The sequence below is a fragment of the Pseudomonas sp. PME37.24/025 genome (genome assembly GCF_055556615.1).
Map to the genome: position 1 here is coordinate 101,132 of NZ_JBVHNK010000010.1, position 26,526 is coordinate 127,657.

Sequence of the window (26,526 nt, forward strand, 5' to 3'; positions counted from 1 at the left end):
GTCTTACTGAACGCCCATAAAAAAACGGAGCCTCGAAGGCTCCGTTTTTTATTCAACCAACCTGAAATCAGGCCAGTTTCTTGTGCCGTACACGGTGCGGCTGGGAAGCCGCTTCGCCGAGGCGTTTCTTGCGATCGGCTTCGTACTCGGTGTAGTTGCCTTCGAAGAACACAGCTTGCGAGTCGTCTTCGTACGCCAGGATGTGAGTCGCGACACGGTCAAGGAACCACCGATCGTGGGAGATCACAATGGCGGCGCCCGGGAAGTCCAGCAGGGCTTCTTCCAGGGAACGCAGGGTTTCAACGTCGAGGTCGTTGGACGGTTCGTCGAGCAGCAGGACGTTGCCGCCCTCTTTCAGGGTCAGCGCCAGGTGCAAGCGACCACGCTCACCACCGGACAGGTCCTTGACGAACTTCTGCTGATCGCCGCCCTTGAAGTTGAAGCGACCCACGTAGGTACGCGACGGGATCTCGTAGTTGCCGATGCGAATCTGATCGGAACCCTCGGAGATCTGCTGGAACACAGTCTTGCTGCCGTCCAGGTCTTCACGGCTCTGATCGACGCACGCCAATTGCACGGTTTCGCCGACTTCGATGGAGCCCGAATCCGGTGTTTCCTTGCCCATCAGCATGCGGAACAGAGTCGATTTACCAGCACCGTTACCGCCGATCACGCCGACGATGGCGCCTTTAGGCATGGAGAACGACAGGTTGTCGATCAGCACGCGATCGCCGTAGCCCTTGCTGACGTTCTTGAACTCGATGACCTTGTCGCCCAGGCGCGGACCGGCCGGGATGTAGATCTCGTTGGTTTCGCTGCGCTTCTGGAATTCCTGCGATTGCATTTCTTCGAAGCGTTGCAGACGAGCCTTGGATTTGGACTGGCGGGCCTTGGCGCCTTTGCGCACCCACTCCAGTTCTTCCTTCATGGCTTTTTCGTGAGCCGACTGCTGCTTGGACTCGGCCGCCAGACGATCGGACTTGGCTTCAAGCCAACCCGAATAGTTGCCCTCGTACGGGATACCGGCGCCGCGGTCGAGCTCGAGGATCCAGCCGGCGACGTTGTCCAGGAAGTAACGGTCGTGCGTGATCGCAACCACGGTGCCCGGGAAATCGTGCAGGAAGTGCTCCAGCCAGGCGACGGAATCGGCGTCCAGGTGGTTGGTCGGTTCGTCGAGCAGCAACATGTCTGGTGCGGACAGCAGCAGGCGGCACAGGGCCACACGACGCTTTTCACCACCGGACAAGAATTCGACCTTGGCATCCCACGCAGGCAGACGCAGCGCATCGGCGGCGACTTCCAGTTGGCGATCCAGGTTGTGACCGTCGCTGGCTTGCAAGATGGATTCAAGCTTGGCCTGTTCAGCGGCCAGTTTGTCAAAGTCTGCATCCGGTTCAGCGTAGGCTGCGTAAACCTCGTCCAGGCGCGCCTGAGCGTCCTTGATCACGCTGACCGCTTCCTCGACCACTTCTCGAACGGTTTTGGTCGGGTCCAGGATCGGTTCTTGCGGCAGGTAGCCAATGTTCAGGTCCGGCATCGGACGGGCTTCACCGTCGAACTCGGTATCGACGCCAGCCATGATTTTCAGCAGCGTGGACTTACCCGAACCGTTGAGACCGAGTACGCCGATTTTGGCGCCCGGGAAGAACGACAGCGAAATGTTTTTCAGGATTTCCCGCTTCGGCGGAACAACTTTGCCCAGCCGATGCATGGTGAAGACGTATTGAGCCATGGAGAACCTTGGGTCAGTGACTGATGAATGATTGGAGCGCAGGCGATGCCCGGCCAGGCCATGCGCGTCGTTCGTTTGATGGGTATCAAAGCGTGCGCGCTGAAAAAAACCTTTCTAGGAGCTGGAACGCTCCCGCGTAACCGGCAAAGCTACCTTATTGATAGAAGGCAGTCCAGCCGAGCGGGACTGGCACTTCGCCACAACTCAAGGCATGCTAGCCGCCCTTCGGGCGTCCGGCTTATAGTGCACGTCGCGCCAGTCCAGCCAAACCGCAGGATTACAGTTTGTCCAATGTCTCTCCGCCATCGTCCGTGAGCGCACTCAATCCTGCGACCGGCTCGCCCCTGCGCGGAACCTTGAAGGGCGCGCTGGCGACCCTCGTGCTGTTGCTGCTCGCACTGCTGTTCTGGCAGCTGCTGGATCAGCTTGGCGAAACCCAGAAAAACCAGCGCCAATACACCATCGACTATTCCGCCGATCTGGCTGCGCAAGTCAGCCTCAACATGGCACTCAATGCCCAGATCGCTCTTAATCTGCTACCGATCATCGAACAACCGCAAAGCCCCGACGAACAGCAGGCATTGCTGCACAAGCTGCAACAATCGCTGCCGGACCTGCGCAGTCTGGCGCTGCTCAGTCCCACCGGAAAAATCCTCAGCGACAGTGCCACCGACAGCCCAGACGCCAATTACCTGAGCGAACTGGTTCAGCGCAGCCACGCCCAGGCCCACTACTTCAGCAATGCCGACGACGGTTCGGTGTTGCACCTGCTTCTGCATCAGGCCAGCGGCAGCAGCCGCGGCTATTGGGTCCTGCGCCTGACGCCGACGTTTTTCTCCTCACTGACCAAACAAGGCGACGGTGGCATCCGCCCCCAATGGCTGGTGGAAAACCGCATCAATCATCAGATCATCAGCCGCGATGACGCCCAGCCTTCGGCCAAACCGGCCGTGCTGACATCTGATGAGCTGGCCAACAGCGTCCTGACAATCCCTTTGAGCAGCAGCGATTGGCAGCTGCGCGGGGTGTTCGACCGGCAACGGGTGATCGAACAACTGCTGCCGACGTTCATTGGCAAATGCCTGCTGGGCCTGGCCCTCTCCTTGTTGCCATTCATCGCGCTGCTGAACATTCGTCGCCGTCAACGTCAATTGCACGAGGGTCGTCGACGCTATCAGGACATTTTCGAAGGCACCGGCGTTGCGCTGTGCGTGCTCGACCTGTCCGGGCTCAAAAGTGTCTTCGACAGGGCTCAACTCAACAGCAGTGAACAGTTGAAGGCCTGGCTCGAGACACCGGAGCAACGCCAGCAACTGCTGCAGGAACTGCGCATTACCGAGGTCAACCAAGTCGCCCTGCAACTGCTCAACGTCAATTCCTGCGATCAAGCCTGGAAACTGCTGATCGACGGCAGCCCATTGGACTGCACAGCCATCGGCAATCAAGTGCTCGATGCGGTGCTCCACCAGCAGAAACAGCTTGAGCTGGAAATCAAGCTTCAGGACGCCAATGGCCGCGACCAGCATTTTTGGCTGGTGCTGCGCCTGCCGGAAGATCAGACCGACTATAAAGCGGTGATTTTGAGCATCAGCGACATCACCAGCCGCAAGCTTGTCGAGCTGTCACTGCTGGAGCGTGAAGGGTTTTGGTCCGACGTGGTGCGCACCGTGCCGGATCATCTGTATGTGCAGGATGTGGTCAGCCAGCGGATGATCTTCAGCAACCATCACCTGGGGCAGACACTGGGTTACAACCGCACCGAACTGCACCAGATGGGCGAGTATTTCTGGGAAATCTTGTTGCACCCCGAGGATGCCGATTACTACCACCGATCACGTCAGGCCCAACGTCACGCGGGTTACACCCAATTGCTGCAATGCCAGCTGCGTTTTCGCCATCGCGATGGCAAATGGCGGCGTTTCGATATTCGCGAACAGGCTCTGGCGCGGGACAAGCACGATCAAGTCACCCGCATCATCGGCGTGGCCAAGGACATCACCGACCAGATCGAAGCCAGCGAGTCCCTGCGCGACAGCGAGCAGCGCTACCGGATGCTCGCCGAAAGCATCAGCGACGTGATTTTCTCCACCGACAGCAAGATGTCGCTCAATTACGTCAGCCCCTCGGTGCAGGCCGTGCTGGGCTTCGACGCCGACTGGATATTCCAGAACGGCTGGCAATCGACCATCGCCAACCCGCAACAACTGACCGGCATCTACAGCCTGATGGACCGGGTCAGCAAAGCGCTGAATAAACCCGAACAACTGGCGCTGCTGCGCAGTCAGGTGCAGACCCAGCTGTTTCTGTTCGACTGCCTGCGGGCCGACGGGCGCAAGATTCCCATCGAGTTGCGCCTGGTGCTGGTGTGGGACGAACACGGTGCCTTCGAAGGCGTGCTCGGGGTTGGTCGCGACATCAGCCAGCAACGCCGGGCCGAGAAAGACTTGCGCATGGCGGCCACGGTATTCGAGCACTCGACCTCGGCGATTCTGATCACTGACCCGGCGGGCTACATCGTCCAGGCCAACGAGGCTTTCAGTCGCGTCAGTGGCTATGCGGTGGCCCAGGTCCTCGACCAGTTACCGAACATGCTCACTGTCGATGAGCAGCAGGAAGCCCATCTGCGCTATGTGCTCAAGCAATTGCATCAGCACAGCACCTGGGAAGGCGAAGTCTGGCTCAAGCGACGCAATGGCGAGCACTACCCGGCCTGGGTCGGGATTACCGCGGTGCTCGACGATGAAGGCGATCTGGCCAGCTACGTGTGTTTCTTCAGCGATATCAGCGAACGCAAGGCCAGTGAGCAACGGATTCACCGTCTCGCCTATTACGACGCCCTGACTCACTTGCCTAACCGCACGCTGTTCCAGGATCGCCTGCACACCGCGCTGCAATCGGCTGAACGGCAGAAGTCCTGGGTGGTGCTGATGTTCCTCGACCTGGACCGTTTCAAGCCGATCAACGACTCCCTGGGCCACGCCGCCGGCGACCGTATGCTCAAGGAAATGGCCACGCGCCTGCTCGGTTGCGTCGACGATGACGACACCGTGGCGCGCATGGGCGGCGATGAGTTCACGTTGCTGCTGCAACCGCGGGCCAACCGGGTGATCGCGCTGAACCGGGCGATTCATGTGGCCGAACAGATCCTCGCCAGCCTGGTGAAACCGTTCGTGCTGGAAGGCCGCGAGTTCTTTGTCACCGCCAGTATCGGCATCGCCCTGAGCCCTCAGGACGGCAGCGAACTCAGTCAGCTGATGAAGAACGCCGACACCGCGATGTACCACGCCAAGGAGCGCGGCAAGAACAACTTCCAGTTCTATCAGGCCGACATGAACGCCAGTGCCCTGGAGCGTCTGGAGCTGGAAAGCGACTTGCGCCATGCCCTGGAACAAAACGAATTCGTGCTGTACTACCAGCCGCAATTCAGCGGCGACGGCAAACGCCTGACCGGCGCCGAAGCCCTGTTGCGCTGGCGCCACCCACGACGCGGCCTGGTGCCCCCGGGGGATTTCATTCCGGTGCTCGAGGAGCTCGGGTTGGTGGTCGATGTCGGCGACTGGGTCATCAGCGAAGCCTGCCGTCAGCTCAAGACCTGGCACCAGGCCAAGGTGCGAGTGCCGAAGGTTTCGGTGAACATTTCGGCCCGGCAGTTCTCCGACGGGCAGCTCGGCACGCGGATCGCCACCATCCTCAAGGAAACCGGCCTGCCGCCGGCGTGCCTGGAGCTGGAGTTGACCGAAAGTATCCTGATGCGCGAAGTCAGCGAGGCGATGCAGATCCTCGCCGGGTTGAAGAATCTGGGCCTGAGCATTGCTGTGGATGACTTCGGCACCGGCTATTCATCGCTCAATTACCTCAAGCAATTCCCGATCGACGTGCTGAAAATCGACCGCACCTTCGTCGATGGCCTGCCCTCGGGTGAACAGGATGCGCAAATTGCCCGGGCGATCATCGCCATGGCCCATAGCCTCAATCTGGCGGTGATCGCCGAAGGCGTGGAAACCCACGAGCAGCTCGACTTCCTGCGTGAGCATGGTTGCGATGAGGTTCAGGGGTATCTGTTCGGGCGTCCGATGCCGGCGAGTCGGTTTGAGGCGCAGTTCAGCAATGATGCGTTGTTCATGCTTGACTGAAGTCTTGCAGAGAGGCTGATCGCCTCATCGCGAGCAGGCTCGCTCCCACAGGGTTTTGGGGTGTACACAAAATTTGTAAGCACCGAAAATCCACTGTGGGAGCGAGCCTGCTCGCGATGGGGCCAGCACGATCACCGCTGATCCCCGCATGAACACCACTTGTCTGCGACATGATGTCCTTTCATATGCCATCTAAAACCCATTGGGTTAGAATGCCTCCCTTTTCTGCCCCGATCCTTGAGGACCGCCATGTTCAGCCGTGATTTGACTATTGCCAAGTACGACGCCGACCTTTTTGCCGCCATGGAGCAAGAAGCTCAGCGCCAGGAAGAACACATCGAGCTGATCGCTTCGGAAAACTACACCAGCCCTGCGGTGATGGAAGCTCAAGGCTCGGTACTGACCAACAAGTACGCCGAAGGCTACCCGGGCAAGCGCTACTACGGTGGTTGCGAGTTCGTCGACGTGGTTGAGCAACTGGCCATCGACCGCGCCAAAGAACTGTTCGGCGCCGATTACGCCAACGTTCAGCCACACGCCGGTTCGCAAGCCAACAGCGCCGTTTACCTGGCCCTGCTGCAAGCGGGCGACACCATCCTGGGCATGAGCCTGGCGCACGGCGGTCACCTGACCCACGGTGCCAGCGTTTCGTCCTCCGGCAAGTTGTACAACGCTGTTCAGTACGGCATCGACGCCAACGGCCTGATCGACTACGACGAAGTCGAGCGTCTGGCGGTTGAGCACAAGCCAAAAATGATCGTGGCCGGTTTCTCTGCCTACTCGCAGATCCTCGACTTCCCGCGTTTCCGCGAAATCGCTGACAAAGTCGGTGCTTACCTGTTCGTCGACATGGCTCACGTGGCCGGTCTGGTCGCCGCTGGCGTCTACCCGAACCCGGTTCCATTCGCTGACGTCGTGACCACCACCACGCACAAGACCCTGCGCGGTCCACGTGGCGGCCTGATCCTGGCTCGCGCCAACGCCGACATCGAGAAGAAGCTGAACTCCGCGGTATTCCCGGGCGCCCAGGGCGGCCCACTGGAGCACGTGATCGCTGCCAAGGCGATCTGCTTCAAGGAAGCGCTGCAGCCTGAGTTCAAGACCTACCAGCAACAAGTGGTGAAAAACGCCCAGGCCATGGCCGGCGTGTTCATCGAGCGCGGTTACGACGTGGTGTCGGGCGGTACTCAGAACCACCTGTTCCTGCTGTCGCTGATCAAGCAGGAAATCTCCGGTAAAGACGCTGACGCCGCTCTGGGCAAAGCGTTCATCACCGTGAACAAGAACTCCGTGCCAAACGATCCACGCTCCCCGTTCGTCACCTCCGGTCTGCGTTTCGGTACGCCGGCAGTGACCACTCGCGGCTTCAAGGAAGCAGAGTGCAAAGAGCTGGCCGGCTGGATCTGCGACATCCTGGCGGACCTGAACAACGAAGCGGTGATCGACGCCGTTCGTGAGAAGGTCAAGGCCATCTGCAAGAAGCTGCCGGTATACGGCGCTTAATCAGCCCGCTAAACCGCAGCAATGAAAAACCGGCCAGTGATGGCCGGTTTTTTTTCGTCCGCAATTTTTTTCAAAACGCGAAAAGGCTCAAGGTCGGGGCATTGCGCCCAACTGGTAAGACCGGTCATGCCAATTACTCAAAATTTGCTTGCGATCATCCAAAAGCAGCGCCTAGACTGCGCCTGCACTGGACATACCGGTAAGACCACAATAATTAAGTCCTGAATCTGATGCGCGAAGCGCACGGCAGCCAGGACACCGACCAGGATTCCTCCCATGCTCAGATGGTGCTCACGTTCAATCTTCCTTCAAGTGGTTCTCGGACTGGTGCTCGGCATCGTCTGTGGGCTGACCCTTCCCGAATACTCCGCCCAGCTCAAACCTCTCGGCGATGGTTTCATCAAACTGATCAAGATGCTCATCGGTCTGATCGTGTTCTGCGTGGTGGTCAGCGGCATCAGCGGTGCCGGCGACTTGAAGAAGGTCGGACGCATCGGCCTGAAATCGGTGATCTACTTCGAAGTGCTGACCACCATTGCCTTGGTGATCGGCCTGGTATTCGCCTTCACGACCGGCATCGGCAGCGGCGCGAACATTCATCTGGATCAACTCTCCGCCGCAGACATGGGCGACATCGCCCAACGCGGTCAGCACATGGCTACCACCACGCAGTTCCTGATGAACCTGATCCCCACTTCGGTGATCGGCGCCTTCGCGGAAAACAACATTCTGCAAGTCCTGCTGTTTTCGGTGCTGTTCGGCAGTGCGCTGAACCTGGTGGGCGAAGCGGCGTCGGGTATTTCCCGGTTGATCAATGAGCTGAGCCACGTGATCTTCCGCATCATGGGCATGATCGTGCGTCTGGCGCCGATCGGCGTGTTCGGGGCGATTGCCTTCACCACCAGCAAATATGGCCTGGATTCGCTGCAGCACTTGGGTAGCCTGGTCGGCCTGTTTTACCTGACCTGCACGGCATTCGTGGCGCTGATTCTCGGCCTGGTGATGCGCCTTTCGGGCCTGAAGATGTGGCCTCTGCTCAAGTACCTGCGCGAAGAACTGCTGATCGTCATGGGCACCGCCTCTTCCGACGCCGTGCTGCCACAAATCATGCGCAAGCTTGAGCACCTGGGCATTGGTAGCTCCACGGTCGGGCTGGTGATTCCGACCGGGTACTCGTTCAACCTTGATGGTTTTTCGATCTACCTGACCCTGGCCATCGTGTTCATCGCCAATGCCACCGGCACGCCGCTGGCCATGACTGACCTGCTGACAATTTTGCTGGTGTCGCTGATCACTTCCAAAGGTGCCCACGGGATTCCCGGCTCGGCACTGGTAATTCTCGCGGCAACACTGACGGCGATCCCGGCAATTCCGGTGGTCGGCCTGGTATTGGTGCTGGCGGTGGACTGGTTCATGGGCATTGGCCGGGCGTTGACCAACCTGATCGGCAACTGCGTCGCCACCGTGGCCATCGCCCGTTGGGAAAAAGACATCGATATCCAACGGGCAAACAAGGTGCTGTCCGGCCAGCAGGGTTATACCTTCCAGCCGAGAAAACCGGTTGCCCCGGCCCATCAGCAGGAATTCTGAATAATCGCCGTGCCTGCCCGAGGGCAGGCACGGCCACCAATCGTTATGGATGCTCATGGAGCGAACAGTGATTACCTCGTCAACCGTTGTAAATTCAGTCGTAGAAAAACTTCGGGCCGCTCTGGCCCGTGGTCAGTGGCGTTCCGGCGAAATGCTGCCGGGCCAGCGTGAGCTGGCCGAACAACTGGGCATCAGCCGCCCGAGCCTGCGCGAAGCGGTCATCGTGTTGGAAACCCTCGGGCTGGTGCGCTCCATGCCGGGCAAAGGCGTGGTAGTGCTGGAGGCCAACCTCAGCGACAGCCAAAGCCACGACAGCGCGGTAGCCGGGGCCAGCCTCGAAGACGTGCTGCAACTGCGCTACACCCTCGAACCCTTCATCGTAGGCCTGGTTGCACAGTCGATAAGCAGCAAGGAAGTCGGCCAACTGCGTCTGACCTTGATGGACATGCGCGAAGCCCTTGAGGCCAACGACAGCGAGGCCGGCGTGAATGCCTATATCGCGTTCCACGAGGAGCTGTTCGCCCTGACCTCGAACCCGATTTTCCAGAGCGTGGTGCAGCAGACCAGCAATGCCCTCAAGCAAAGCGCCGATGTGCTGCGCAATTCTCCAGAGCACCTGGCTGAACGCCTTGAAGAAAACGAAGCCGTGGTGCGTGCCATCCGCAGCAAGAACAGCGCCCAAGCCAGCGCCGAGATGCGTCGGCACATCCTTCGGGAAGGCCAACGGATGGGCATCGAATTGAATATTCCGGACGATCACCTCAACAGTTGATCCCCTCTTCGAACAGGAGACAGGCCATGAACAGCTTCGCCTCACCACAGATATTCACTGCCCTGCCCTTCTCCCGAACGGACACCGGGAAACCGCCAGCGGACGATCTCTATTCACGGATCTTCGACGCCATTCTCGAACAGCGCATCCATGCAGCCAGTCGTTTTACTGAAGACAGCCTGGCGCAGATGTTCAGCGCTCGACGCAGTGACATTCGTGGCGTGCTGACGCAGTTGTCTCATCAGCAGATCATTATCCTTCGCACCAACCATCGTCCCCGAGTCGCCGCGCCCGATGTCGAGCAGACTCGGCAGACGCTGCATGCCCGACGACTGACCGAAATCACGCTGGCTCGACTGGCCTGCCAGCAACCTCGCCCACAAGACCTGAAACGCCTGCGCGCCTTGATCGACAGCGAACGCCAATGCACGGCGCGTGGTCCGGCCATTCGATTGTCAGGGGAATTTCATCTGCAACTGGCCGAAATGGCGGGGAACGCACCGTTGGCGCATTTTCTTGGCAGTCTGGTGCCGCTGACTTCGCTGGCGATTGCGCAGTGTGATGCGCAGGTAGGCGGTGATTGCGCGTGGCAGAAGCACGCGGAGATTGTCGATGCAGTGGAGCATGGGGATGTTACGGCGGCCGAGAGGTTGATGACCCGGCATCTGGATCGCCTTGAGGAGGCGCTACTGCACTCTGGATCGGCAGTCAGCCAAAATCGTGTTGCCGGTTAGATCGCCATCGCGAGCAGGCTCGCTCCCACATTTGAAATGCATCCCCCTGTGGGAGCGGGCCTGCTCGCGATGGCGGCATCAGGCCCGCTGAAAATATCGGGGCTTACTCCGCTGCAACCCGCGCAAACCCCTCACGAATCTTCTCTTCCGGCAACTCATCGGCAATGAACACGATCACGCTTTCGCGTGTTTCATCATCGGCCCATTCGGTATCCCAGTCGAAACCATACAACTTCAGCACGCCCTGAAACACCATGCGCCGCGGCTCGCCAAGGATGTTCAAAACACCTTTGTAGCGCAGCAGTTGCTTGCCATGGTCTTCCAGCAGTTCGTTCATGAACTCGCTGAGCTTGTCGATATCCAGCGGCTTGTCGGTGCGCAATACCAGGCTGGAAATGCGATCGATGGAGGGCGCCTTGCTCACCGGGCGCAAACTCACGCCACCACCGAGGTCGGCATTGAGGTTGAAGCCGCGCACGTCGAGCAGTTCGGCCAGATCAATCTTGCCGTGATCAACCACGCGAATCGGCGCGCGACGGTTGATGCGGGTCAGACGCTCGCTAAGGGTGGTGAAGGTCGGTTCGTCCACCAGATCCCGCTTGCTCACCAGCAAACGGTCGGCGAAACCGATCTGCGCCTGGGCGATGGTCTGGGTCAGGTGATGTTCAGCATGTTTGGCGTCGACCAGAGTGATGATGCCGTCGAGGATGTAGCGCTCGCGCAGTTCTTCGTCGATGAAAAAGGTTTGCGCCACTGGGGCCGGATCGGCCAGACCGGTGCATTCGATGACCAGACGATCGAAGGCGATTTCGCCACTGTCCAGGCGTTCGAGCAGCAGGTACAGCGCCTTGGTCAAATCGGTGTGGATGGTGCAGCAGACGCAGCCGTTGGACAGCGTCATCACTTGCACCGGATCAAAGCCCAACAGTTGGGTGTCGATACCGGCGTCACTGAATTCGTTTTCGATCACGGCGATTTTCAGGCCGTGCTCGGCTTTGAGCAGATGGCGCAGCAATGTGGTCTTGCCGGCGCCTAGAAAGCCGCTGAGGATCGTGACAGGGATGGGAGAGGACAAAGACAAGTCTCCTGTTTTCAAAAAAATTAAAGGAACACGAAACAAATGTGGGAGCGGGCTTGCCCGCGATAGCGATTTACCATTCAACATCAATGTTGACTGATAGTCCGCCATCGCGGGCAAGCCCGCTCCCACAGGGATTGCATCAACTTCTCTGTCGGGTCAACAGCACTTCGGCCCACCCTTGCCACCGTAACGGGCTTCCTGACGTTCGCGAAAAAACATCTCGTAGCTCATCACCGGTTTGTCCGGGTGTTTGGTTTGCATGTGCTCGACGTAGTTGTCGTAGTCGGGCATGCCGACCATCAGGCGCGCGGCCTGACCGAGGTATTTACCGAGGCGACTCAGGTCATTGAACATGGTGCAATCCTCGATTACGCATCCGGCTGAGCCTGGAACGGCGATTCTTTATCCGTACGTTCTTTGGTACCCCAGGCGGCAATGCCGACCTTGAGCGCATAGAACAGGATGCTGAACACCACGAACAGGAACAATGCGGTCAGCGTTGCGTTGGTGTAGGCGTTATAGATTACATGCTGCATCTGCTCGATGCTCTTGGCCGGAGCCAGGATTTGCCCGTTGGCCAACGCATCGCTGTATTTCTTCGCCAGCGACAGGAAACCGATTGCCGGGTTGGCGTCGAACAGCTTGATGAAGCCTGCGGTGGTGGTGCAGATCAGCAACCAAACGGCTGGCAGCATGGTCACCCAGATGTAGCGTTGGCGTTTCATTTTGATCAGCACGACGGTCGCCAACATCAGCGCGATACCCGCCAGCATCTGGTTGGAGATGCCGAACAGCGGCCACAAGGTGTTGATGCCGCCCAGTGGGTCGATCACGCCTTGATACAGCAGATAACCCCACATCGCCACGCAACCGGCGGTTGCGATCAGGTTGGCGGTCCAGGATTCGGTGCGTTTGAGCGCCGGCACGAACGAGCCGAGCAAATCCTGCAGCATGAAACGTCCGGCACGGGTACCGGCATCCACCGCCGTCAGAATGAACAGCGCTTCGAACAGGATCGCGAAGTGGTACCAGAACGCCATGGTGTTTTCACCGGGCAGCACACTGTGCAGGATCTGCGCGATACCGACCGCCAGGGTCGGCGCACCGCCGGCACGGGCCAGGATGGTGGTTTCACCAATGTCCTTGGCCACCGCTTGCAGCGCTTCCGGGGTAATCGCAAAACCCCAGCCGCTGACAGCTTGTGCCACAGCCACCACGTCACCGCCGACGACCGCCGCCGGGCTGTTCATGGCGAAGTACACGCCTGGCTCGATCACCGAAGCGGCAACCATTGCCATGATCGCCACGAAGGATTCCATCAGCATGCCGCCGTAACCGATGTAACGGGCGTTGACCTCGTTATCCAGCAGTTTCGGTGTGGTGCCGGAGGAGATTAGTGCGTGGAAACCCGACACCGCGCCACAGGCAATGGTGATGAACAGGAACGGAAACAGACCGCCCTTCCACACCGGTCCGGTGCCGTCGATGAACTGGGTCAATGCCGGCATTTTCAGCTCAGGCATGGTGATCAGAATGCCGATCGCCAGCGCAACGATGGTGCCGATTTTGAGGAAGGTCGACAGGTAATCGCGAGGGGCGAGAATCAGCCACACCGGCAACACTGCCGCCACAAAACCGTAGCCAATCAGCATCCAGGTGATCTGGATCCCGGTGAAGCTGAACGCCTTGGCCCAGACCGGGTCAGCGGCAATCTGCCCGCCCAGCCAGATCGAACCCAGCAGCAACGCCACGCCGATCACCGAGATTTCACCGATGCGACCCGGGCGGATGTAGCGCATGTAAATGCCCATGAACATCGCGATCGGGATGGTCGCCATCACCGTGAAAATCCCCCACGGACTTTCGGCCAGGGCCTTGACCACGATCAGCGCCAGCACCGCGAGGATGATGATCATGATCAGGAAACAGCCAAACAGCGCGATGGTCCCGGGGATGCGGCCCATTTCTTCACGGACCATATCGCCCAGGGAACGACCGTTGCGGCGGGTGGACATGAACAGGACCATGAAGTCCTGAACCGCACCGGCCAGCACCACCCCGGCAATCAGCCACAGCGTACCGGGCAGGTAGCCCATCTGCGCCGCCAAAACCGGGCCTACAAGCGGCCCCGCGCCAGCGATGGCTGCGAAGTGGTGACCGAAGAGGATGTGTTTGTTGGTCGGCACATAGTCCAGACCGTCATTGTTGAGCACGGCGGGTGTAGCCCGACGCGGATCGAGTTGCATCACATTGTTAGCGATGAACAGGCTGTAGTAGCGGTAAGCGACCAGATAAATGGCCACGGCGGCGACCACTATCCACAAGGCGTTGATCGCCTCGCCTCGGCGCAATGCCACTACGCCCAGGGCGCACGCTCCCAGGATTGCCAGCAGCAGCCAGGGTAGGTGGCGTAGCAGGCTATTATTATTTTTCATTTTATGATTCCAGCCAGAGTGGACAAGAAAGACAGCCATCCCGAGTTTAGCGCTACTGGCCTCAAAGACCACCCCCAACATTGGTCTGGACCCTGTCTTGCTGGCAGGCTTTAACAATGCGGGTCTATAGTCAGCGGACATTCAGAGGATTGCGCCATGAGTGACCACCCTGCTGATCGCCGCCGCTTCAAACGTATTGCGTTCGATGCCCGAACCGAGCTGAGCCAGGGGGAATTCATCTGGCCGGTGAAGTTGATCGACCTGTCGCTCAAGGGGCTGCTTATCGAGAGGCCCGAGCCGTGGCTGGGTAATCCAGACTGGCATTTCCTGGTTGATATTCATCTTAACGAAGACGTAGAGATCAAGATGGATGTGATGTTGACCCACGATGACCATGGTCAACTCGGGTTTGTCTGCAAACACATCAGCCTGGAATCGATTGAACGGCTGCGGCGATTGATCGAGTTCAACCTGGGCGACCCCGAGGAACTGGAGCGCGAATTGGGCGCCCTGATCGAAATCTGAAGACACGACGCAATACCTGTGGGAGCCGGGCTTGCCCGCGATGGCGATTTTAATCCCACCACAAATGTCGACTGACTAACCGCTATCGCGGGCAAGCCCCGCTCCCACAGGATTGTGTGTTGTTTGCAGCTATTCGAACAACGCGTCCAGCGCCTGTTCGAGACGGGTCACGGCAATAATCTGCAACCCCGGCGGCGCCTCTTTCGGCGCGTTGCCCTTAGGCACGATGGCGCGTTTGAAGCCGTGCTTGGCCGCCTCTTTCAAGCGCTCCTGGCCACTGGGCACCGGGCGCACTTCACCCGACAAGCCGACTTCGCCGAACACCAGCAGATCATGGGGCAGCGGCCGGTTGCGCAAACTGGACATGACCGCCGCCATCAGCGCCAGGTCGGACGCTGTTTCCAGCACCTTCACTCCACCGACCACGTTGAGGAACACGTCCTGATCGTGAGTCGGTATGCCGCCGTGGCGATGCAAAACCGCCAACAACATGGCCAAGCGATTCTGATCCAGACCGAGCGTTACCCGGCGTGGGTTGGCCAGATGACTGTCGTCCACCAATGCCTGAACTTCCACCAGCATCGGCCGGGTGCCTTCCCACGTGGCCATGACCACACTGCCCGGGACTTCTTCCTGAGCGCGAGTCAGAAAAATTGCCGAGGGGTTGGAGACCTCTTTCAAGCCCTTGTCGGTCATACCGAACACGCCCAATTCATTCACCGCGCCGAAACGGTTTTTCACCGCCCGCAGCAGACGCAGGCGCCCATCGGATTCACCTTCGAAATACAGAACGGTGTCGACCATATGTTCCAGTACTCGAGGGCCGGCCAGCGCGCCTTCTTTGGTGACATGGCCCACGAGGAAAATCGCCGTGCCGCTTTGTTTGGCGTAACGCACCAGCAACGCTGCACTTTCGCGCACCTGGGAGACGCCACCCGGTGCCGATTGCAGTTGCTCGGTGAAGATCGTCTGAATCGAGTCGATCACCATCACCTTGGGCTTTTCCTGCCGGGCCGTGGCGATGATGGTTTCGATGCAGGTTTCGGTCATCACCCGCAACTGATCCTGAGGCAAGCCCAGGCGCCGGGCGCGCATGGCCACTTGTTGCTGGGATTCTTCGCCGGTGACATACAGCGCCGGCATGCTCTTGGCGAGGTTGCACAAGGTTTGCAACAAAATGGTCGACTTGCCGATGCCGGGATCACCACCGATCAACACCACCGAGCCATCCACCAGGCCGCCGCCCAGAACGCGATCCAGCTCGCTGGACGCTGTGGAGAAACGCGGAATCTCTTCAACGCTGACTTCGGCCAGGGTCTTGATCTGCGCCTGCTGGCCGGTCCAACCGGTGCGACCGCTGGGGGCTGCGGCGGCGCCGCTCTCCACCATGGTTTCGGTCAGCGTGTTCCAGGCCCCGCATTCGCCGCACTGGCCGGCCCACTTGGGGAAGGTTGAGCCACACTCGGTGCAGCCGTACATGCGCTTGGCCTTGGCCATCTGAACTCCCGGCAAAAACCGCGATGATAGCTCAGCTGGCGCGGATCAGCGCGGCGCCGCCGTGTGGATTTCACCGCTGGCCAGACGCGCGGCACTGTTGCCCAGCGGATCTTCGGCGTTCATGTCCGCGCCTTTGGCCTTGAGTTCGTCGAGCAACTCGACGCGCTTGAACAGGCCGGCGTACATCGCGGCAGTCTGCCCCGCGCCATTGCGTTGGTCAGGACTGCAATTGGCCGCCAGCAGGGTTCGAGCGATCTGCATTTCGCCTTTGAAAATCGCGCCCATCAACGCCGTGTTGCCGCGTTGATCCTGCGCACAGGCGTCCGCCCCGGCAGCGAGCAAACGCCCCACTGCGGCGCCCTGGCCGTGATAGGCGGCCAGAATCAGTGCGGTGTACCCCTTGCTGTCACGGGTATCGAGGGAATAGCCAGCCTCGATGAAGGTCTCGAGCATCGGCACATCACCGCGTCGAGCGGCATCGAAATAGTAATCCTCTAATTGGGCTTTCAGCGCCGCAGGGTCTTTCGAGGCTTGCACGTCAGGCCCGGCGAACACACTGACTGACCAGCACACCAGAAACACAGACAGATAAAAACGCATGGCGGAACTCCTTGATCAGACGGGACCTCGCATGAGATCCCGCTTCAGGCAGATGGATCAGTCGACCAGTTTGGCCGCCAGCGCCTTGACCCGAGCCAGATCACCCTTGGCTACTTTGGCCACCCCGGTCCCGTATTCCGGGTCGGCCTTGTATAGGAAGGACAGGATGATGTGCTTGCTCTCGTCATCGGTGGTGGCCAGCGAGCCACCGAAGCTGTCGATCAGGTCCTGACGTTCCTTCGGGTTGAACGAGCGATACAGATCGCCGGCCTGCTTGAAGTTCTGCTCACGTTGAATCTTCGCCTGCTGCGTGCTGCCCGACAGGGTCGACTGGCTGTAACGCGCGGCTTGCGGCTCTTCACGGGCCAGCAGGCGACTTGGCTGGTAATTCACACCTGTGCTGCTGGCGCCGATGTTCATTGCGCCATCCTGATTACCGTTATTCACGGCGACTTTGGGTGCGTTGATCGGCAACTGCAGAGCGTTGGCTCCCAGACGATACAGTTGGGTATCGGCATACGAGAACACTCGTCCTTGCAATAAGCGATCTTCCGAAGGTTCGATACCCGGAACTAAATTAGCCGGGGCCATGGCCACTTGTTCGGTTTCCTGGAACACATTCGCCGGATTACGGTTCAACACCATTTGTCCAACTTTTCGCTCAACAATACCAGGCCAAATCTTGGTGGCGTCCAATGGATCGAAATCAAACTTGGACAAGTCTTGTGGATTTACAACCTGGATGTACAAGTCCCATTTCGGAAAGTCACCCTTGTTAATATGTGAAACCAAGTCGTTAGTAATATGACTGTAGTCTTTACCTTGAACACCCGTCACTTCTTTAGGGTCAAGATTTTTTATCCCCTGCAAACTTTTCCAGTGAAATTTTACATAGTGCACATCACCTTTGGCGTTAATTAACTTGTAGGCATGTACACCGTTACCGTCCATTTCCCGATAACTGGCCGGTGTGCCGGAGTTGGAATACAACTCGGTCAAGGTACGCGTGGCTTCCGGAACATGGGAGAAAAAGTCGAAACGACGGGAATCGTCGTCAAGGTTGGTGCGCGGGTCTGGCTTGAAGGCGTGGACCATGTCTGGAAACTTGATCGCGTCACGGATGAAGAAGGTCGGAAAATTGTTGCCTACCAGGTCCCAGTTGCCGTCTGCGGTATAGAACTTGGTCGCGAACCCCCGCGGATCACGCAAGGTTTCCGGCGAATGGTTGCCATGGACCACAGCGGAGAAACGCACAAATACCGGCGTGCTCTGGCCGCTGGCAAATACCTTGGCCTTGGTCAGGTCGCTGAGGTCGTCGGTCACGGTGAACGTGCCATGAGCGCCAGTGCCACGGGCATGCACCACGCGTTCGGGAATGCGTTCACGGTCAAAGCGCTGGAGTTTCTGGATCAGTTGTATGTCTTGCAACAGCACCGGCCCGGTCGCGCCAGCGGTTTGCGAGTTCTGGTTGTCGCCGACGGCGGCGCCGTTATCGCGGGTCAACGTCGCCGCGCTGACGGAGAAGGACAGCAGGCTGGCGGTCAGAACGCCAAACGTACGACGGAGGGGCAAAGCCCCGAAGCCGAGGGGAGTTGTCATGGAAGTTTCCTCTGATTTTATAAGGCGCATCCAGGTGCGCCCCACAGAGGCTAGTGACCCAAAGGCCAAAACATAAATAGAAATCCCGTACCGAGCCGATAGCGAAAAGGTTCTGGAAAGCCCGGTCTAGAGCGGGTAATCGCGCGCGACTGGTGGCACTTTGTAAACTAATTGCCGGAAGATGTGTCGATAGGAGCGGGCATTGTAAGACGGTGTTTCGAGCAGGAGTCGTTTTGCTGATTTACACTGCGTTCACCAACCTCATCTGTAACAAGGAAATAACCTATGGGCGTGATAAGTGAGTTCAAGGCCTTCGCGGTCAAAGGTAACGTGGTCGACATGGCCGTCGGTATCATCATCGGCGCGGCCTTCGGCAAAATCGTTTCGTCGTTTGTCGGCGACGTGGTGATGCCGCCAATCGGCCTGCTGATCGGTGGGGTGGACTTCAGTGACCTGGCCATTACGCTCAAGGCTGCCAACGGTGATGTCCCCGCGGTGATGCTGGCCTACGGTAAGTTCATCCAGAGCTTGATCGACTTCATCATCGTCGCCTTCGCGATCTTCATGGGCGTCAAGGCCATCAACCGTCTGAAGCGCGAAGAGGCCGTTGCGCCCACCCTGCCGCCGGTTCCGACCAAGGAAGAAGAGCTGCTGGAAGAGATTCGTGATCTGCTCAAGGCTCAGAATAATCGGCCCTGATAACTGATTGCCCCAAGAAACGGCGCCCTCGGGGCGCCGTTTGTTTACCAGTAGTTTTCCACTGCCACCTGGCCGGGTCGTCGACTGAGGCTCAAGTGCATGTCCCGTTGTTTGAGCAACTTGCGCGTGTCATCGATCATCTGTGGATTACCGCAGAGCATCACCCGCGAATGCTCGGCTGTCAGCGCTGCACCGGCCGTTCGCTCCAGTTCGCCACTTTCCATGAGCGTCGTGATCCGCCCATTCAAGGCACCCGGATGCTGCTCGCGGGTGACGGTGGCGATGAACTGCAGCTTGTGCGCGTACTCGGCCAGATAATCGCGCTGTGCCAGCCCTGCAATCAGCTCCTGGTACGCCAATTCCCGCGCTTCGCGCACGCTGTAGACCAGGATGATGCGCTCGAATTTTTCCCAAACCTCGAAGTCCTGCAAGATCGACAAAAACGGCGCCAGCCCCGTGCCTGTGGATAACAACCAGAGATCACGACCATCGACGAAGCGATCCAGCGTCAGATAACCAAAGGCCTGCCGGTCGACCAGCAGTGTATCGCCGACTTGCAGCCGACTCAGTTCACGGGTGAACTCCCCTCCCGGTACGACAATGGAAAAGAACTCCAGGAACTCGTCGTAGGGTGATGAAACCATTGAATAAGCCCGCCACACCGTACTGCCGTCCGCCTTGGTCACACCCAGCCGGGCGAATTGCCCTGCGCGAAAACGAAATCCCGGATCCCTGGTAGTCCGCAGAGTGAACAGGTTTGGCGTCAATGGCTGGACATCAAGCAATGTCTGGCGCGTGAATTTTTCTGCACTGACAGTCATGGGTTGCTCCATTCAACAGATGGGGTCAGTGTCCCGCAAAGCAGGCGGCTTAAACACTGGTGATTTGTAATGGCTTTCGTCCCCCCCACTAATAGTTCGAATACAAATATTACAATGCCGTCGTTTATCCTGTTTTTCTTGGTAAAACGCTTAAGAACCGGTTATGCAGTTAGAGGATTTTTCAAGAGCGAAAAAATCCAGCATGTATGTAGGAATTCTCCTACACTCCTTGGCGTGCTGGATCCTGGATCCAATAAGCCCCCCATTCAAGTAAGTCCGCCAGGAGTTACCCAATGAAAGTGTGGAAGGAATCACAGTTAACGCAGCTTTCTTATGCAAAAAAAATGGAGACCGCTTACGAGATTTCTCTCAATCTCGTTAAGAACCTGGGCTTCAGTTTCTGCGCATTTTCAATAACATCCAACACAAGGGAGATGCACCGCCATACGATCAATCTGAATAACTACCCCACCGAATGGAACACGAAATATGAACAAGAGCACTTCAGTGAAGTCGACCCGATACTAGCCCATTGCATTCATTCCGAAATGCCGATTCTTTGGCAGGAAGAGGTCTTCTCAAAAACACCGACGCTGCGGCAAGCACAAAAACAGCAAGGCTTGCACTATGGCTGGTCTCAATCCGTTCATGATCAGAACGGGCTTTGCAGCATGCTGAGCCTGGCCAGAAGCCACTGCCCGATTACTACGCATGATCTGTATAAGAATCTGGGCTATGCGATGTTCATCAGCCGCCACCTGCATCAGCTTGTCGCGAAAGAACTGCCTGCGTCCTCTAAACCGGGCACAGTGCATTTATCATCCCGAGAAATCGAGGTGTTGAAATATTCAGCCGACGGCAAGACGGCAGGCGAGATCGCGATCATCCTCAGCCTGAGTGAAAGCACGGTGCAGTTCCATATCCGCGGTGCCATCCGAAAATTCGGCGTAAACAACAAGATTGCGGCGGTGATCAGAGCCGCGAGAGTGGGCGTCATCTGAATCTGTTTGAATCCGCTAATCCGCGCGAGTAATCCAGACGAAAAAACCGTACCATCTGCGACCCATCCTGAGTGATGCCGTTTGAAACTCCATGACGCCGTCCACTCGGATGGTTCGCCCGCTACAAGCCCTTGATGATTTTCCTCCGTTGACTACCCAGAGCCCCGCCTCATGCCTCTGCTCGAAACCCCCTTCGCTCAACTCGATCTGATCCGCCAGCCAGAACAGCAGAATGAACCGTTGCAAGCATTTGATGCCGCAGACGAATACCTGCTTACTCATCTGGCCGAGCAACAACCGGCAGCCGATACCCGAGTGCTGGTGCTCAACGACAGCTTCGGTGCTTTGGCCGCCAGCCTGGTGGGCAAGGTTCGGGTGACCAGCAGCGGCGATTCGTTTCTGGCTTTTCAGGGGCTGGAAAAAAACCTGATACGCAACGGCCTGGCGTTTGATGCAGTGCCGAAGGTGCCTGCCAGCGAAGCGTTCATCGGGCCGTTTGACCGGGTATTGATCCGGGTACCGAAAACCCTGGCCTTGCTGGAAGAGCAACTGATCCGGCTACAGGGCCAACTGGCTCCCGGCGCTCAAGTGATTGCGGCCGCAATGGTGAAGCATTTGCCACGCGCTGCGGGCGATCTGCTGGATCGTTACATCGGCCCGGTGCAAGCCTCACTGGCCGTGAAGAAGGCTCGGCTGCTGATCGCCACTGCCGAAGCCAAAGCCCCTGCGAACTCCCCCTACCCGACCCGCTATCGACTCGACGCCCCTGAAATCGAACTGCTCAATCACGCCAATGTGTTCTGCCGCGAAGGGCTGGATATCGGTACGCGGGCGTTTTTGCCGCACTTGCCGAAGAACCTCGGCGCAGCGCGAGTTGCCGACCTCGGATGTGGCAACGGCGTGTTGGCGATTGCCAGTGCCCTGCAAAACCCTGAGGCCCACTACACCTTGGTGGATGAGTCGTTCATGGCGGTGCAATCGGCCGCTGAAAACTGGCGTGCGGCGCTGGGTGATCGTGACGTGATCGTTCGGGCCGGCGATGGTTTGGCTGAGCAGGAACCTCAATCCCTGGACGTAGTGCTGTGCAATCCGCCATTTCACCAACAGCAAGTGGTCGGCGATTTCCTGGCTTGGCGCATGTTCCAGCAGGCGCGCGAATCGTTGGTGGTGGGCGGCGCGCTGTACATCGTCGGCAATCGTCATTTGGGTTATCACAGCAAACTGGCGCGGTTGTTCCGCGGCGTCGAGCAAGTCGCGGCCACCCCCAAGTTCGTCATTCTCAAAGCACGTAAATAAAAGCGAAAAAAAACCCTCCATCGGGAGGGTTATAAATCCGCGCCGCAAGGCAACGGGATGGGAATTTCAGTGGGTGCTCAAACCGGCGGCATTCATGAACATGCGCATCAGCGTGGCGACGATGAACAGTGCCACGACGCTGCCGGTCCAGATCATCGCCAGCCAGCCGAGTCGCTGCCAGAGCGGCTTTTTCTCGGCCGCTTCGATTTCCTGCAACGTAGGTTTGCCAGCCATCATCGCTTTCTCCTCTGCAACGGCGCAGGTATCAATCCTGCGCCGTAGTCGTGTGGGCTAGTGGTAACCATCTTCGTGGGTGACCTTGCCGCGGAACACGTAGTAGCTCCAGAAGGTGTAACCCAGGATGAACGGGATGATGAACAGCGTGCCTACCAGCATAAAGCCCTGGCTTTGCGGCGGTGCCGCGGCGTCCCAGATCGAGATCGACGGCGGCACGATGTTCGGCCACAGGCTGATACCCAAGCCGCTGTAGCCGAGGAAGATCAGCACCAGGGTCAGCAGGAACGGCGTGTAATGCGCATTGCGGGCCACCGCGCGAATCAGACCGTACAGGGTCACCAGCACCAGAATCGGCACTGGCAGGAACCAGAACAGGTTCGGCAAGGTGAACCAGCGTGCAGCGATTTCAGCGTGAGCCAACGGCGTCCAGATGCTGACGATGCCAATCACCGCTAGCAACACGAAGGCCAATGGCCGCGCCAGGTCATGCATCTGCTCCTGCAATTTGCCTTCGGTTTTCATGATCAGCCAGGTGCAACCGAGCAGCGCATAAGCCACCACCAGCGCCGCACCGCAGAACATCGTGAACGGTGTCAGCCAGTCGAGTGAACCACCGGCGAACTGACGATTGACTACCGGTAGCCCATCGATGAAGGCACCCAATGCCACGCCCTGGAAGAAGGTAGCGGCGATCGAGCCACCGATGAATGCCTTGTCCCAGAGGTGACGCTTGTCGTCCCTGGCCTTGAAGCGGAACTCGAAGGCCACACCGCGGAAAATCAGCCCGATCAGCATAAAAATCAGCGGCAGGTACAGCGCCGAGAGCACCACCGAATAGGCCAGCGGGAAGGCGCCGAACAAGGCTGCGCCGCCCAATACCAACCAGGTTTCGTTGCCGTCCCAGACCGGGGCGACGGTGTTCATCATGACGTCACGGTCGGTCTTGCCCTTGATGAACGGGAAGAGAATCCCGATTCCCAGATCGAAGCCGTCCATGACCACATACATCATGATGCCGAAGATGATGATCACGGCCCAGATCAGCGGAAGATCAATACCCATGATTCAAATCTCCTTGTTCAGGCTGTGGTTGTGATCAGCGTCACCATTGTCATCAGCGGCAGACAACGGACGGGCCGGTGTGCGTTGCTGGCCAGGACCACCTTCGTTGGTTTCCTTGCCTTCGTCGATCTTCGGCCCTTTGCGCACCAGACGCATCATGTAGCCAAGACCGGCACCGAACAGCGCGAAATACACCACAACGAACATGATCAAGGTGATGCTCATCTGCACGAAGCTGTGCCCGGAGGACGCGTCTGCCGTGCGCATCAAGCCGTAGACCACCCATGGCTGACGGCCGATTTCAGTGGTGAACCAGCCGGCGAGAATCGCGATCAGGCCGGACGGGCCCATCCACAGCGCCAGGTACAGAAACGGCCGCGAGGTATACAGCCTGTCGCGCTTGCGCAGCCACAGGCTCCACAATCCAGTGAAAATCATCAGCACGCCCAGGCCGACCATGACCCGGAACGACCAGAAGACGATGGTCGAGTTCGGCCGGTCTTCAGGCGCGAACTCCTTGAGCGCCGGCACTTGCTTGTCCAGGGTATGGGTCAGGATCAGGCTGCCGAGGTACGGAATTTCTACCGCGAATTTGGTCTTCTCGGCTTTCATGTCCGGCCAGCCGAACAGGATCAGCGGGGTCGGCTCATCGCCGACGTTTTCCCAGTGGCCTTCGATCGCGGCGATTTTCGCCGGTTGATGCTTGAGCGTATTAACGCCGTGGAAGTCGCCGATAACCGCCTGAATCGGAGCAACGATCAGCGCCATCCACATCGCCATCGAAAGCATGGTGCGGATTGCCGGGTTGTCCTTGCCGCGCAGCAAGTGCCAGGCTGCCGATGAACCGACGAAGAAGGCGGTCGCAACGAACGCCGCCGTGGCCATGTGCATCAGGCGGTAGGGGAACGACGGGTTGAAGATAATCGCCAGCCAGTCCACCGGAATGACCTGGCCGTTGACGATCTCGTAGCCTTGCGGGGTCTGCATCCAGCTGTTGGAGGCCAGAATCCAGAAGGTCGAAATAAGGGTGCCGATGGCCACCATGACGGTAGCGAAGAAGTGCAGCTTGCGCCCGACCTTGTTCCAGCCGAATAGCATGACGCCGAGGAAACCGGCTTCGAGGAAGAAAGCGGTGAGCACTTCATAGGTCAGCAACGGCCCGGTCACTGAACCTGCGAAGTCCGAAAAACGGCTCCAGTTGGTGCCGAACTGATAGGCCATGACCAAGCCGGAAACCACGCCCATGCCGAAGTTGACGGCAAAGATCTTCGACCAGAAATGGTACAGATCGCGGTAAGTGTCGTTGTGCGTCTTCAGCCACAGGCCTTCGAGCACCGCCAGGTAACTCGCCAGGCCAATGGTGATGGCCGGGAACAGGATGTGGAACGAAATGGTGAATGCGAACTGAATCCGGGCGAGATCAAGTGCCTCCAAACCGAACATAAGTCTTCCTCTGTCAGGTAATACCGGCTGAAGGCTTGCGGCCTACACCCACTGCCCCCACGGATATGGAGTGTGGCGAATTCGAATTCGTTCTTTTTGTACCATCATCACAAACGTAGGGAGTCTGGCCATCTGGCCGCCGGATCATTTCCACGAAGGGTCTTGATCTGGATCAAGCAACGTTGAAAGAGTAGTCGCATTTTTGCCGATGGACGGTGTGGTCTTTTGCCGCGTGACAGGTTGCCTCATGGGTTTTGTCATGAGCTGCAATACATTCCCGTGGCGAGGGAGCTTGCTCCCGCTCGGCTGCGCAGCAGTCGTAAAACCGGGTGATGCGATATGCCTGTGGGAATGGGGTAGCAGGTTCGGGACTGCTTCGCAGCCCAGCGGGAGCAAGCTCCCTCGCCACAGGAGATTTAGGGCTGCGTAGATCGGTGTTTAGCTAACTAAATTTGTCGCGCTCGCAACTTCTGGTTACAGGTCGGTGATAATCTCGCCCTTCCCTCTCCCCAGACCGGCCTTCAGATGCCCAGCCAAGCGCCCTTGCTGTTACGTCATCACCGCCCGTTTATCGCGTTCTGGCTGGCTCGGGTGTTCACCGCCAGCGGTTTTCAGATGTTGACCGTGGCCATCGGCTGGAATCTGTATCAACTGACCGGCAATGTGCTCGATCTGGGCTTGGTAGGTTTGGTGGAATTTGTTCCCCGTGTGTTGTTCATGCTGCACACCGGGCATGTCGCGGACCGCTATGACCGGCGCAAGGTCGCGGCGATCTGTCAGTTCCTGCAAGCGCTGATCGCCCTGTCGCTGGCCATCGGTAGCGCGACCGATCATGTCACCCGGGAGATGATCTTCATCCTCGCGTTCCTGCTCGGCGCCGCCCGCTCCTTCGAAATGCCGACCACTCAGGCACTGCTGCCGAGCATCGTGCCCGGCGCGTTATTTCCCCGTGCCGTTGCCGCCGCGCAATCTGCCCAACAATCAGCGACCATCGTCGCTCCGGCGCTGGGCGGTTTGCTCTACGCCTTCGGCAGCGTCTGGGTGTATGGCCCGACGGTGATCCTTTACCTTATCGCTTGTGCGCTGATGCTCAACCTCCCAGCCCGGCAGACACCGCTGAACAAGGGCAAGGCCACCCTGGATTCACTGCTGGCGGGCATCCGCTTCATTCGCAGTCGCCCGGACATTCTCGGGGCGATTTCCCTGGATCTGTTTGCTGTCCTGCTGGGTGGCGCAACCGCGCTGCTGCCGGTGTTCGCCAAAGATATTCTGTTGACCGGCCCATGGGGTCTGGGCCTGCTGCGTTCGGCCCCTGCAGTCGGTGCGCTGCTGATGTCGCTGTTTCTGGCGCGATTTGCCGTGGAGCGAAACGTCGGGCGGGTCATGTTCACGGCCGTGGGTCTATTCGGCGTGGCGACCATCGCTTTCGGCCTGTCGACTTCGTTCTGGTTCTCTCTCGCCGTGCTGGTGGTGTTGGGCGCAGCGGACATGATCAGCATGGTGATCCGCGCCTCATTCGTGCAGCTGGAAACCCCCGACGAAATGCGCGGCCGGGTCAGCGCTGTGAATGGCTTGTTCATCGGCGCTTCGAATCAGCTCGGCGAGTTCGAGTCCGGCCTGACGGCCCACTGGTTCGGCACCGTGCCGGCAGTGGTCATGGGCGGCATCGGCACACTGATGGTTACCGGGGCCTGGATCAAGCTGTTCCCGACCCTGGCCAACCGCGACCGCATGCATGTGCCGGTGGAAGAAGTGAAGGTCTGAAG

Annotated in this window: 21 protein-coding genes; 10 read left to right on the top strand and 11 right to left on the bottom strand. The window is 58.7% G+C overall.

Translation table 11 applies throughout. The features are described 5' to 3' along the window. Nucleotides 1–67: 67 nt before the first annotated feature. Nucleotides 68–1,732, bottom strand: a complete 1,665-nt coding sequence (gene ettA / locus ACZ3HH_RS18930) for an energy-dependent translational throttle protein EttA (RefSeq protein ID WP_367373017.1) — start codon at nucleotides 1,730–1,732, stop codon at nucleotides 68–70. A gap of 284 nt (nucleotides 1,733–2,016) precedes the next feature. On the opposite strand from ettA, the gene ACZ3HH_RS18935 reads away from it, so the two are divergent. From ACZ3HH_RS18935 to ACZ3HH_RS18955, 5 genes are all read left to right on the top strand, one after another. After that, nucleotides 2,017–5,865 (top strand): sensor domain-containing protein, encoded by a 3,849-nt coding sequence (locus tag ACZ3HH_RS18935; RefSeq protein ID WP_465806689.1) that lies wholly within the window; start codon nucleotides 2,017–2,019, stop codon nucleotides 5,863–5,865. Nucleotides 5,866–6,114: 249 nt separating this feature from the next. After that, on the top strand, nucleotides 6,115–7,368 hold the full coding sequence (gene glyA / locus ACZ3HH_RS18940; protein ID WP_465806691.1) for a serine hydroxymethyltransferase: 1,254 nt from the start codon (nucleotides 6,115–6,117) through the stop codon (nucleotides 7,366–7,368). Nucleotides 7,369–7,644: 276 nt separating this feature from the next. Next, nucleotides 7,645–8,958, top strand: a complete 1,314-nt coding sequence (locus ACZ3HH_RS18945; RefSeq protein WP_465806693.1) for a C4-dicarboxylate transporter DctA — start codon at nucleotides 7,645–7,647, stop codon at nucleotides 8,956–8,958. A 67-nt stretch (nucleotides 8,959–9,025) separates the two neighbouring features. Beyond that, a complete protein-coding gene (locus tag ACZ3HH_RS18950) occupies nucleotides 9,026–9,730 on the top strand; it encodes a FadR/GntR family transcriptional regulator (RefSeq protein ID WP_465806695.1) in 705 nt (234 codons plus the stop codon). 26 nt (nucleotides 9,731–9,756) lie between these two features. Continuing rightward, complete coding sequence (locus ACZ3HH_RS18955; RefSeq protein ID WP_465806697.1) at nucleotides 9,757–10,464, top strand: GntR family transcriptional regulator; 708 nt, start codon at nucleotides 9,757–9,759, stop codon at nucleotides 10,462–10,464. Between the two features lie 103 nt (nucleotides 10,465–10,567). On the opposite strand, the gene yjiA is transcribed toward ACZ3HH_RS18955, so the two are convergent. The 3 genes from yjiA to ACZ3HH_RS18970 form a co-directional block, all read right to left on the bottom strand. Beyond that, entirely contained in the window at nucleotides 10,568–11,539 is a 972-nt protein-coding gene (yjiA, locus tag ACZ3HH_RS18960) for a GTPase (RefSeq protein ID WP_465806699.1), read from the bottom strand. A 162-nt stretch (nucleotides 11,540–11,701) separates the two neighbouring features. Next, the gene (locus tag ACZ3HH_RS18965; RefSeq protein ID WP_007895266.1) at nucleotides 11,702–11,899 is read right to left on the bottom strand and encodes a YbdD/YjiX family protein; all 198 of its coding nucleotides are present in this window, start codon (nucleotides 11,897–11,899) and stop codon (nucleotides 11,702–11,704) included. Between the two features lie 14 nt (nucleotides 11,900–11,913). Next, nucleotides 11,914–13,980 carry a carbon starvation CstA family protein gene (locus ACZ3HH_RS18970; RefSeq protein WP_465806702.1) on the bottom strand — a complete coding sequence of 689 codons (2,067 nt, stop codon included), beginning with the start codon at nucleotides 13,978–13,980 and terminating at the stop codon, nucleotides 11,914–11,916. 156 nt (nucleotides 13,981–14,136) lie between these two features. Here ACZ3HH_RS18970 and ACZ3HH_RS18975 point away from each other — a divergent pair, with 156 nt between their 5' ends. Next, a complete protein-coding gene (locus tag ACZ3HH_RS18975; RefSeq protein ID WP_465806704.1) occupies nucleotides 14,137–14,505 on the top strand; it encodes a PilZ domain-containing protein in 369 nt (122 codons plus the stop codon). A 129-nt stretch (nucleotides 14,506–14,634) separates the two neighbouring features. Here ACZ3HH_RS18975 and radA read toward each other — a convergent pair whose 3' ends face one another. From radA to katB, 3 genes are read right to left on the bottom strand one after another with little or no spacing between them, the layout of a single operon-like run. Further along, on the bottom strand, nucleotides 14,635–16,002 hold the full coding sequence (gene radA, locus ACZ3HH_RS18980; protein ID WP_462019688.1) for a DNA repair protein RadA: 1,368 nt from the start codon (nucleotides 16,000–16,002) through the stop codon (nucleotides 14,635–14,637). Between the two features lie 45 nt (nucleotides 16,003–16,047). Next, the gene (locus tag ACZ3HH_RS18985) at nucleotides 16,048–16,602 is read right to left on the bottom strand and encodes an ankyrin repeat domain-containing protein (protein ID WP_465806706.1); all 555 of its coding nucleotides are present in this window, start codon (nucleotides 16,600–16,602) and stop codon (nucleotides 16,048–16,050) included. A gap of 57 nt (nucleotides 16,603–16,659) precedes the next feature. Further along, on the bottom strand, nucleotides 16,660–18,201 hold the full coding sequence (gene katB / locus ACZ3HH_RS18990) for a catalase KatB (protein WP_465806708.1): 1,542 nt from the start codon (nucleotides 18,199–18,201) through the stop codon (nucleotides 16,660–16,662). Between the two features lie 285 nt (nucleotides 18,202–18,486). On the opposite strand from katB, the gene mscL reads away from it, so the two are divergent. Then, on the top strand, nucleotides 18,487–18,900 hold the full coding sequence (mscL, locus tag ACZ3HH_RS18995; protein ID WP_008010503.1) for a large-conductance mechanosensitive channel protein MscL: 414 nt from the start codon (nucleotides 18,487–18,489) through the stop codon (nucleotides 18,898–18,900). Between the two features lie 44 nt (nucleotides 18,901–18,944). Here the strand turns inward: mscL and ACZ3HH_RS19000 are convergent, their stop codons facing one another. After that, on the bottom strand, nucleotides 18,945–19,721 hold the full coding sequence (locus ACZ3HH_RS19000; protein ID WP_465806710.1) for a ferredoxin--NADP reductase: 777 nt from the start codon (nucleotides 19,719–19,721) through the stop codon (nucleotides 18,945–18,947). A 293-nt stretch (nucleotides 19,722–20,014) separates the two neighbouring features. Between ACZ3HH_RS19000 and ACZ3HH_RS19005 the strand changes: the two genes are divergently transcribed. Both ACZ3HH_RS19005 and ACZ3HH_RS19010 read left to right on the top strand, forming a co-directional pair. Then, the gene (locus tag ACZ3HH_RS19005; RefSeq protein ID WP_465806712.1) at nucleotides 20,015–20,722 is read left to right on the top strand and encodes an autoinducer binding domain-containing protein; all 708 of its coding nucleotides are present in this window, start codon (nucleotides 20,015–20,017) and stop codon (nucleotides 20,720–20,722) included. Between the two features lie 171 nt (nucleotides 20,723–20,893). Then, the gene (locus tag ACZ3HH_RS19010; RefSeq protein ID WP_465806713.1) at nucleotides 20,894–22,018 is read left to right on the top strand and encodes a methyltransferase; all 1,125 of its coding nucleotides are present in this window, start codon (nucleotides 20,894–20,896) and stop codon (nucleotides 22,016–22,018) included. A 66-nt stretch (nucleotides 22,019–22,084) separates the two neighbouring features. Here the strand turns inward: ACZ3HH_RS19010 and ACZ3HH_RS19015 are convergent, their stop codons facing one another. Genes ACZ3HH_RS19015 through ACZ3HH_RS19025 form a run of 3 tightly spaced genes read right to left on the bottom strand, consistent with a single transcriptional unit; the run spans nucleotide 22,085 to nucleotide 24,760 of the window. After that, on the bottom strand, nucleotides 22,085–22,252 hold the full coding sequence (locus ACZ3HH_RS19015; RefSeq protein ID WP_082239562.1) for a DUF2474 domain-containing protein: 168 nt from the start codon (nucleotides 22,250–22,252) through the stop codon (nucleotides 22,085–22,087). A gap of 57 nt (nucleotides 22,253–22,309) precedes the next feature. Then, nucleotides 22,310–23,317 carry a cytochrome d ubiquinol oxidase subunit II gene (cydB, locus tag ACZ3HH_RS19020; RefSeq protein ID WP_465806715.1) on the bottom strand — a complete coding sequence of 336 codons (1,008 nt, stop codon included), beginning with the start codon at nucleotides 23,315–23,317 and terminating at the stop codon, nucleotides 22,310–22,312. 3 nt (nucleotides 23,318–23,320) lie between these two features. Next, nucleotides 23,321–24,760 (bottom strand): cytochrome ubiquinol oxidase subunit I, encoded by a 1,440-nt coding sequence (locus tag ACZ3HH_RS19025; RefSeq protein WP_465806717.1) that lies wholly within the window; start codon nucleotides 24,758–24,760, stop codon nucleotides 23,321–23,323. A 525-nt stretch (nucleotides 24,761–25,285) separates the two neighbouring features. On the opposite strand from ACZ3HH_RS19025, the gene ACZ3HH_RS19030 reads away from it, so the two are divergent. Next, a complete protein-coding gene (locus tag ACZ3HH_RS19030) occupies nucleotides 25,286–26,524 on the top strand; it encodes an MFS transporter (protein WP_465806720.1) in 1,239 nt (412 codons plus the stop codon). Nucleotides 26,525–26,526 lie beyond the last annotated feature (2 nt).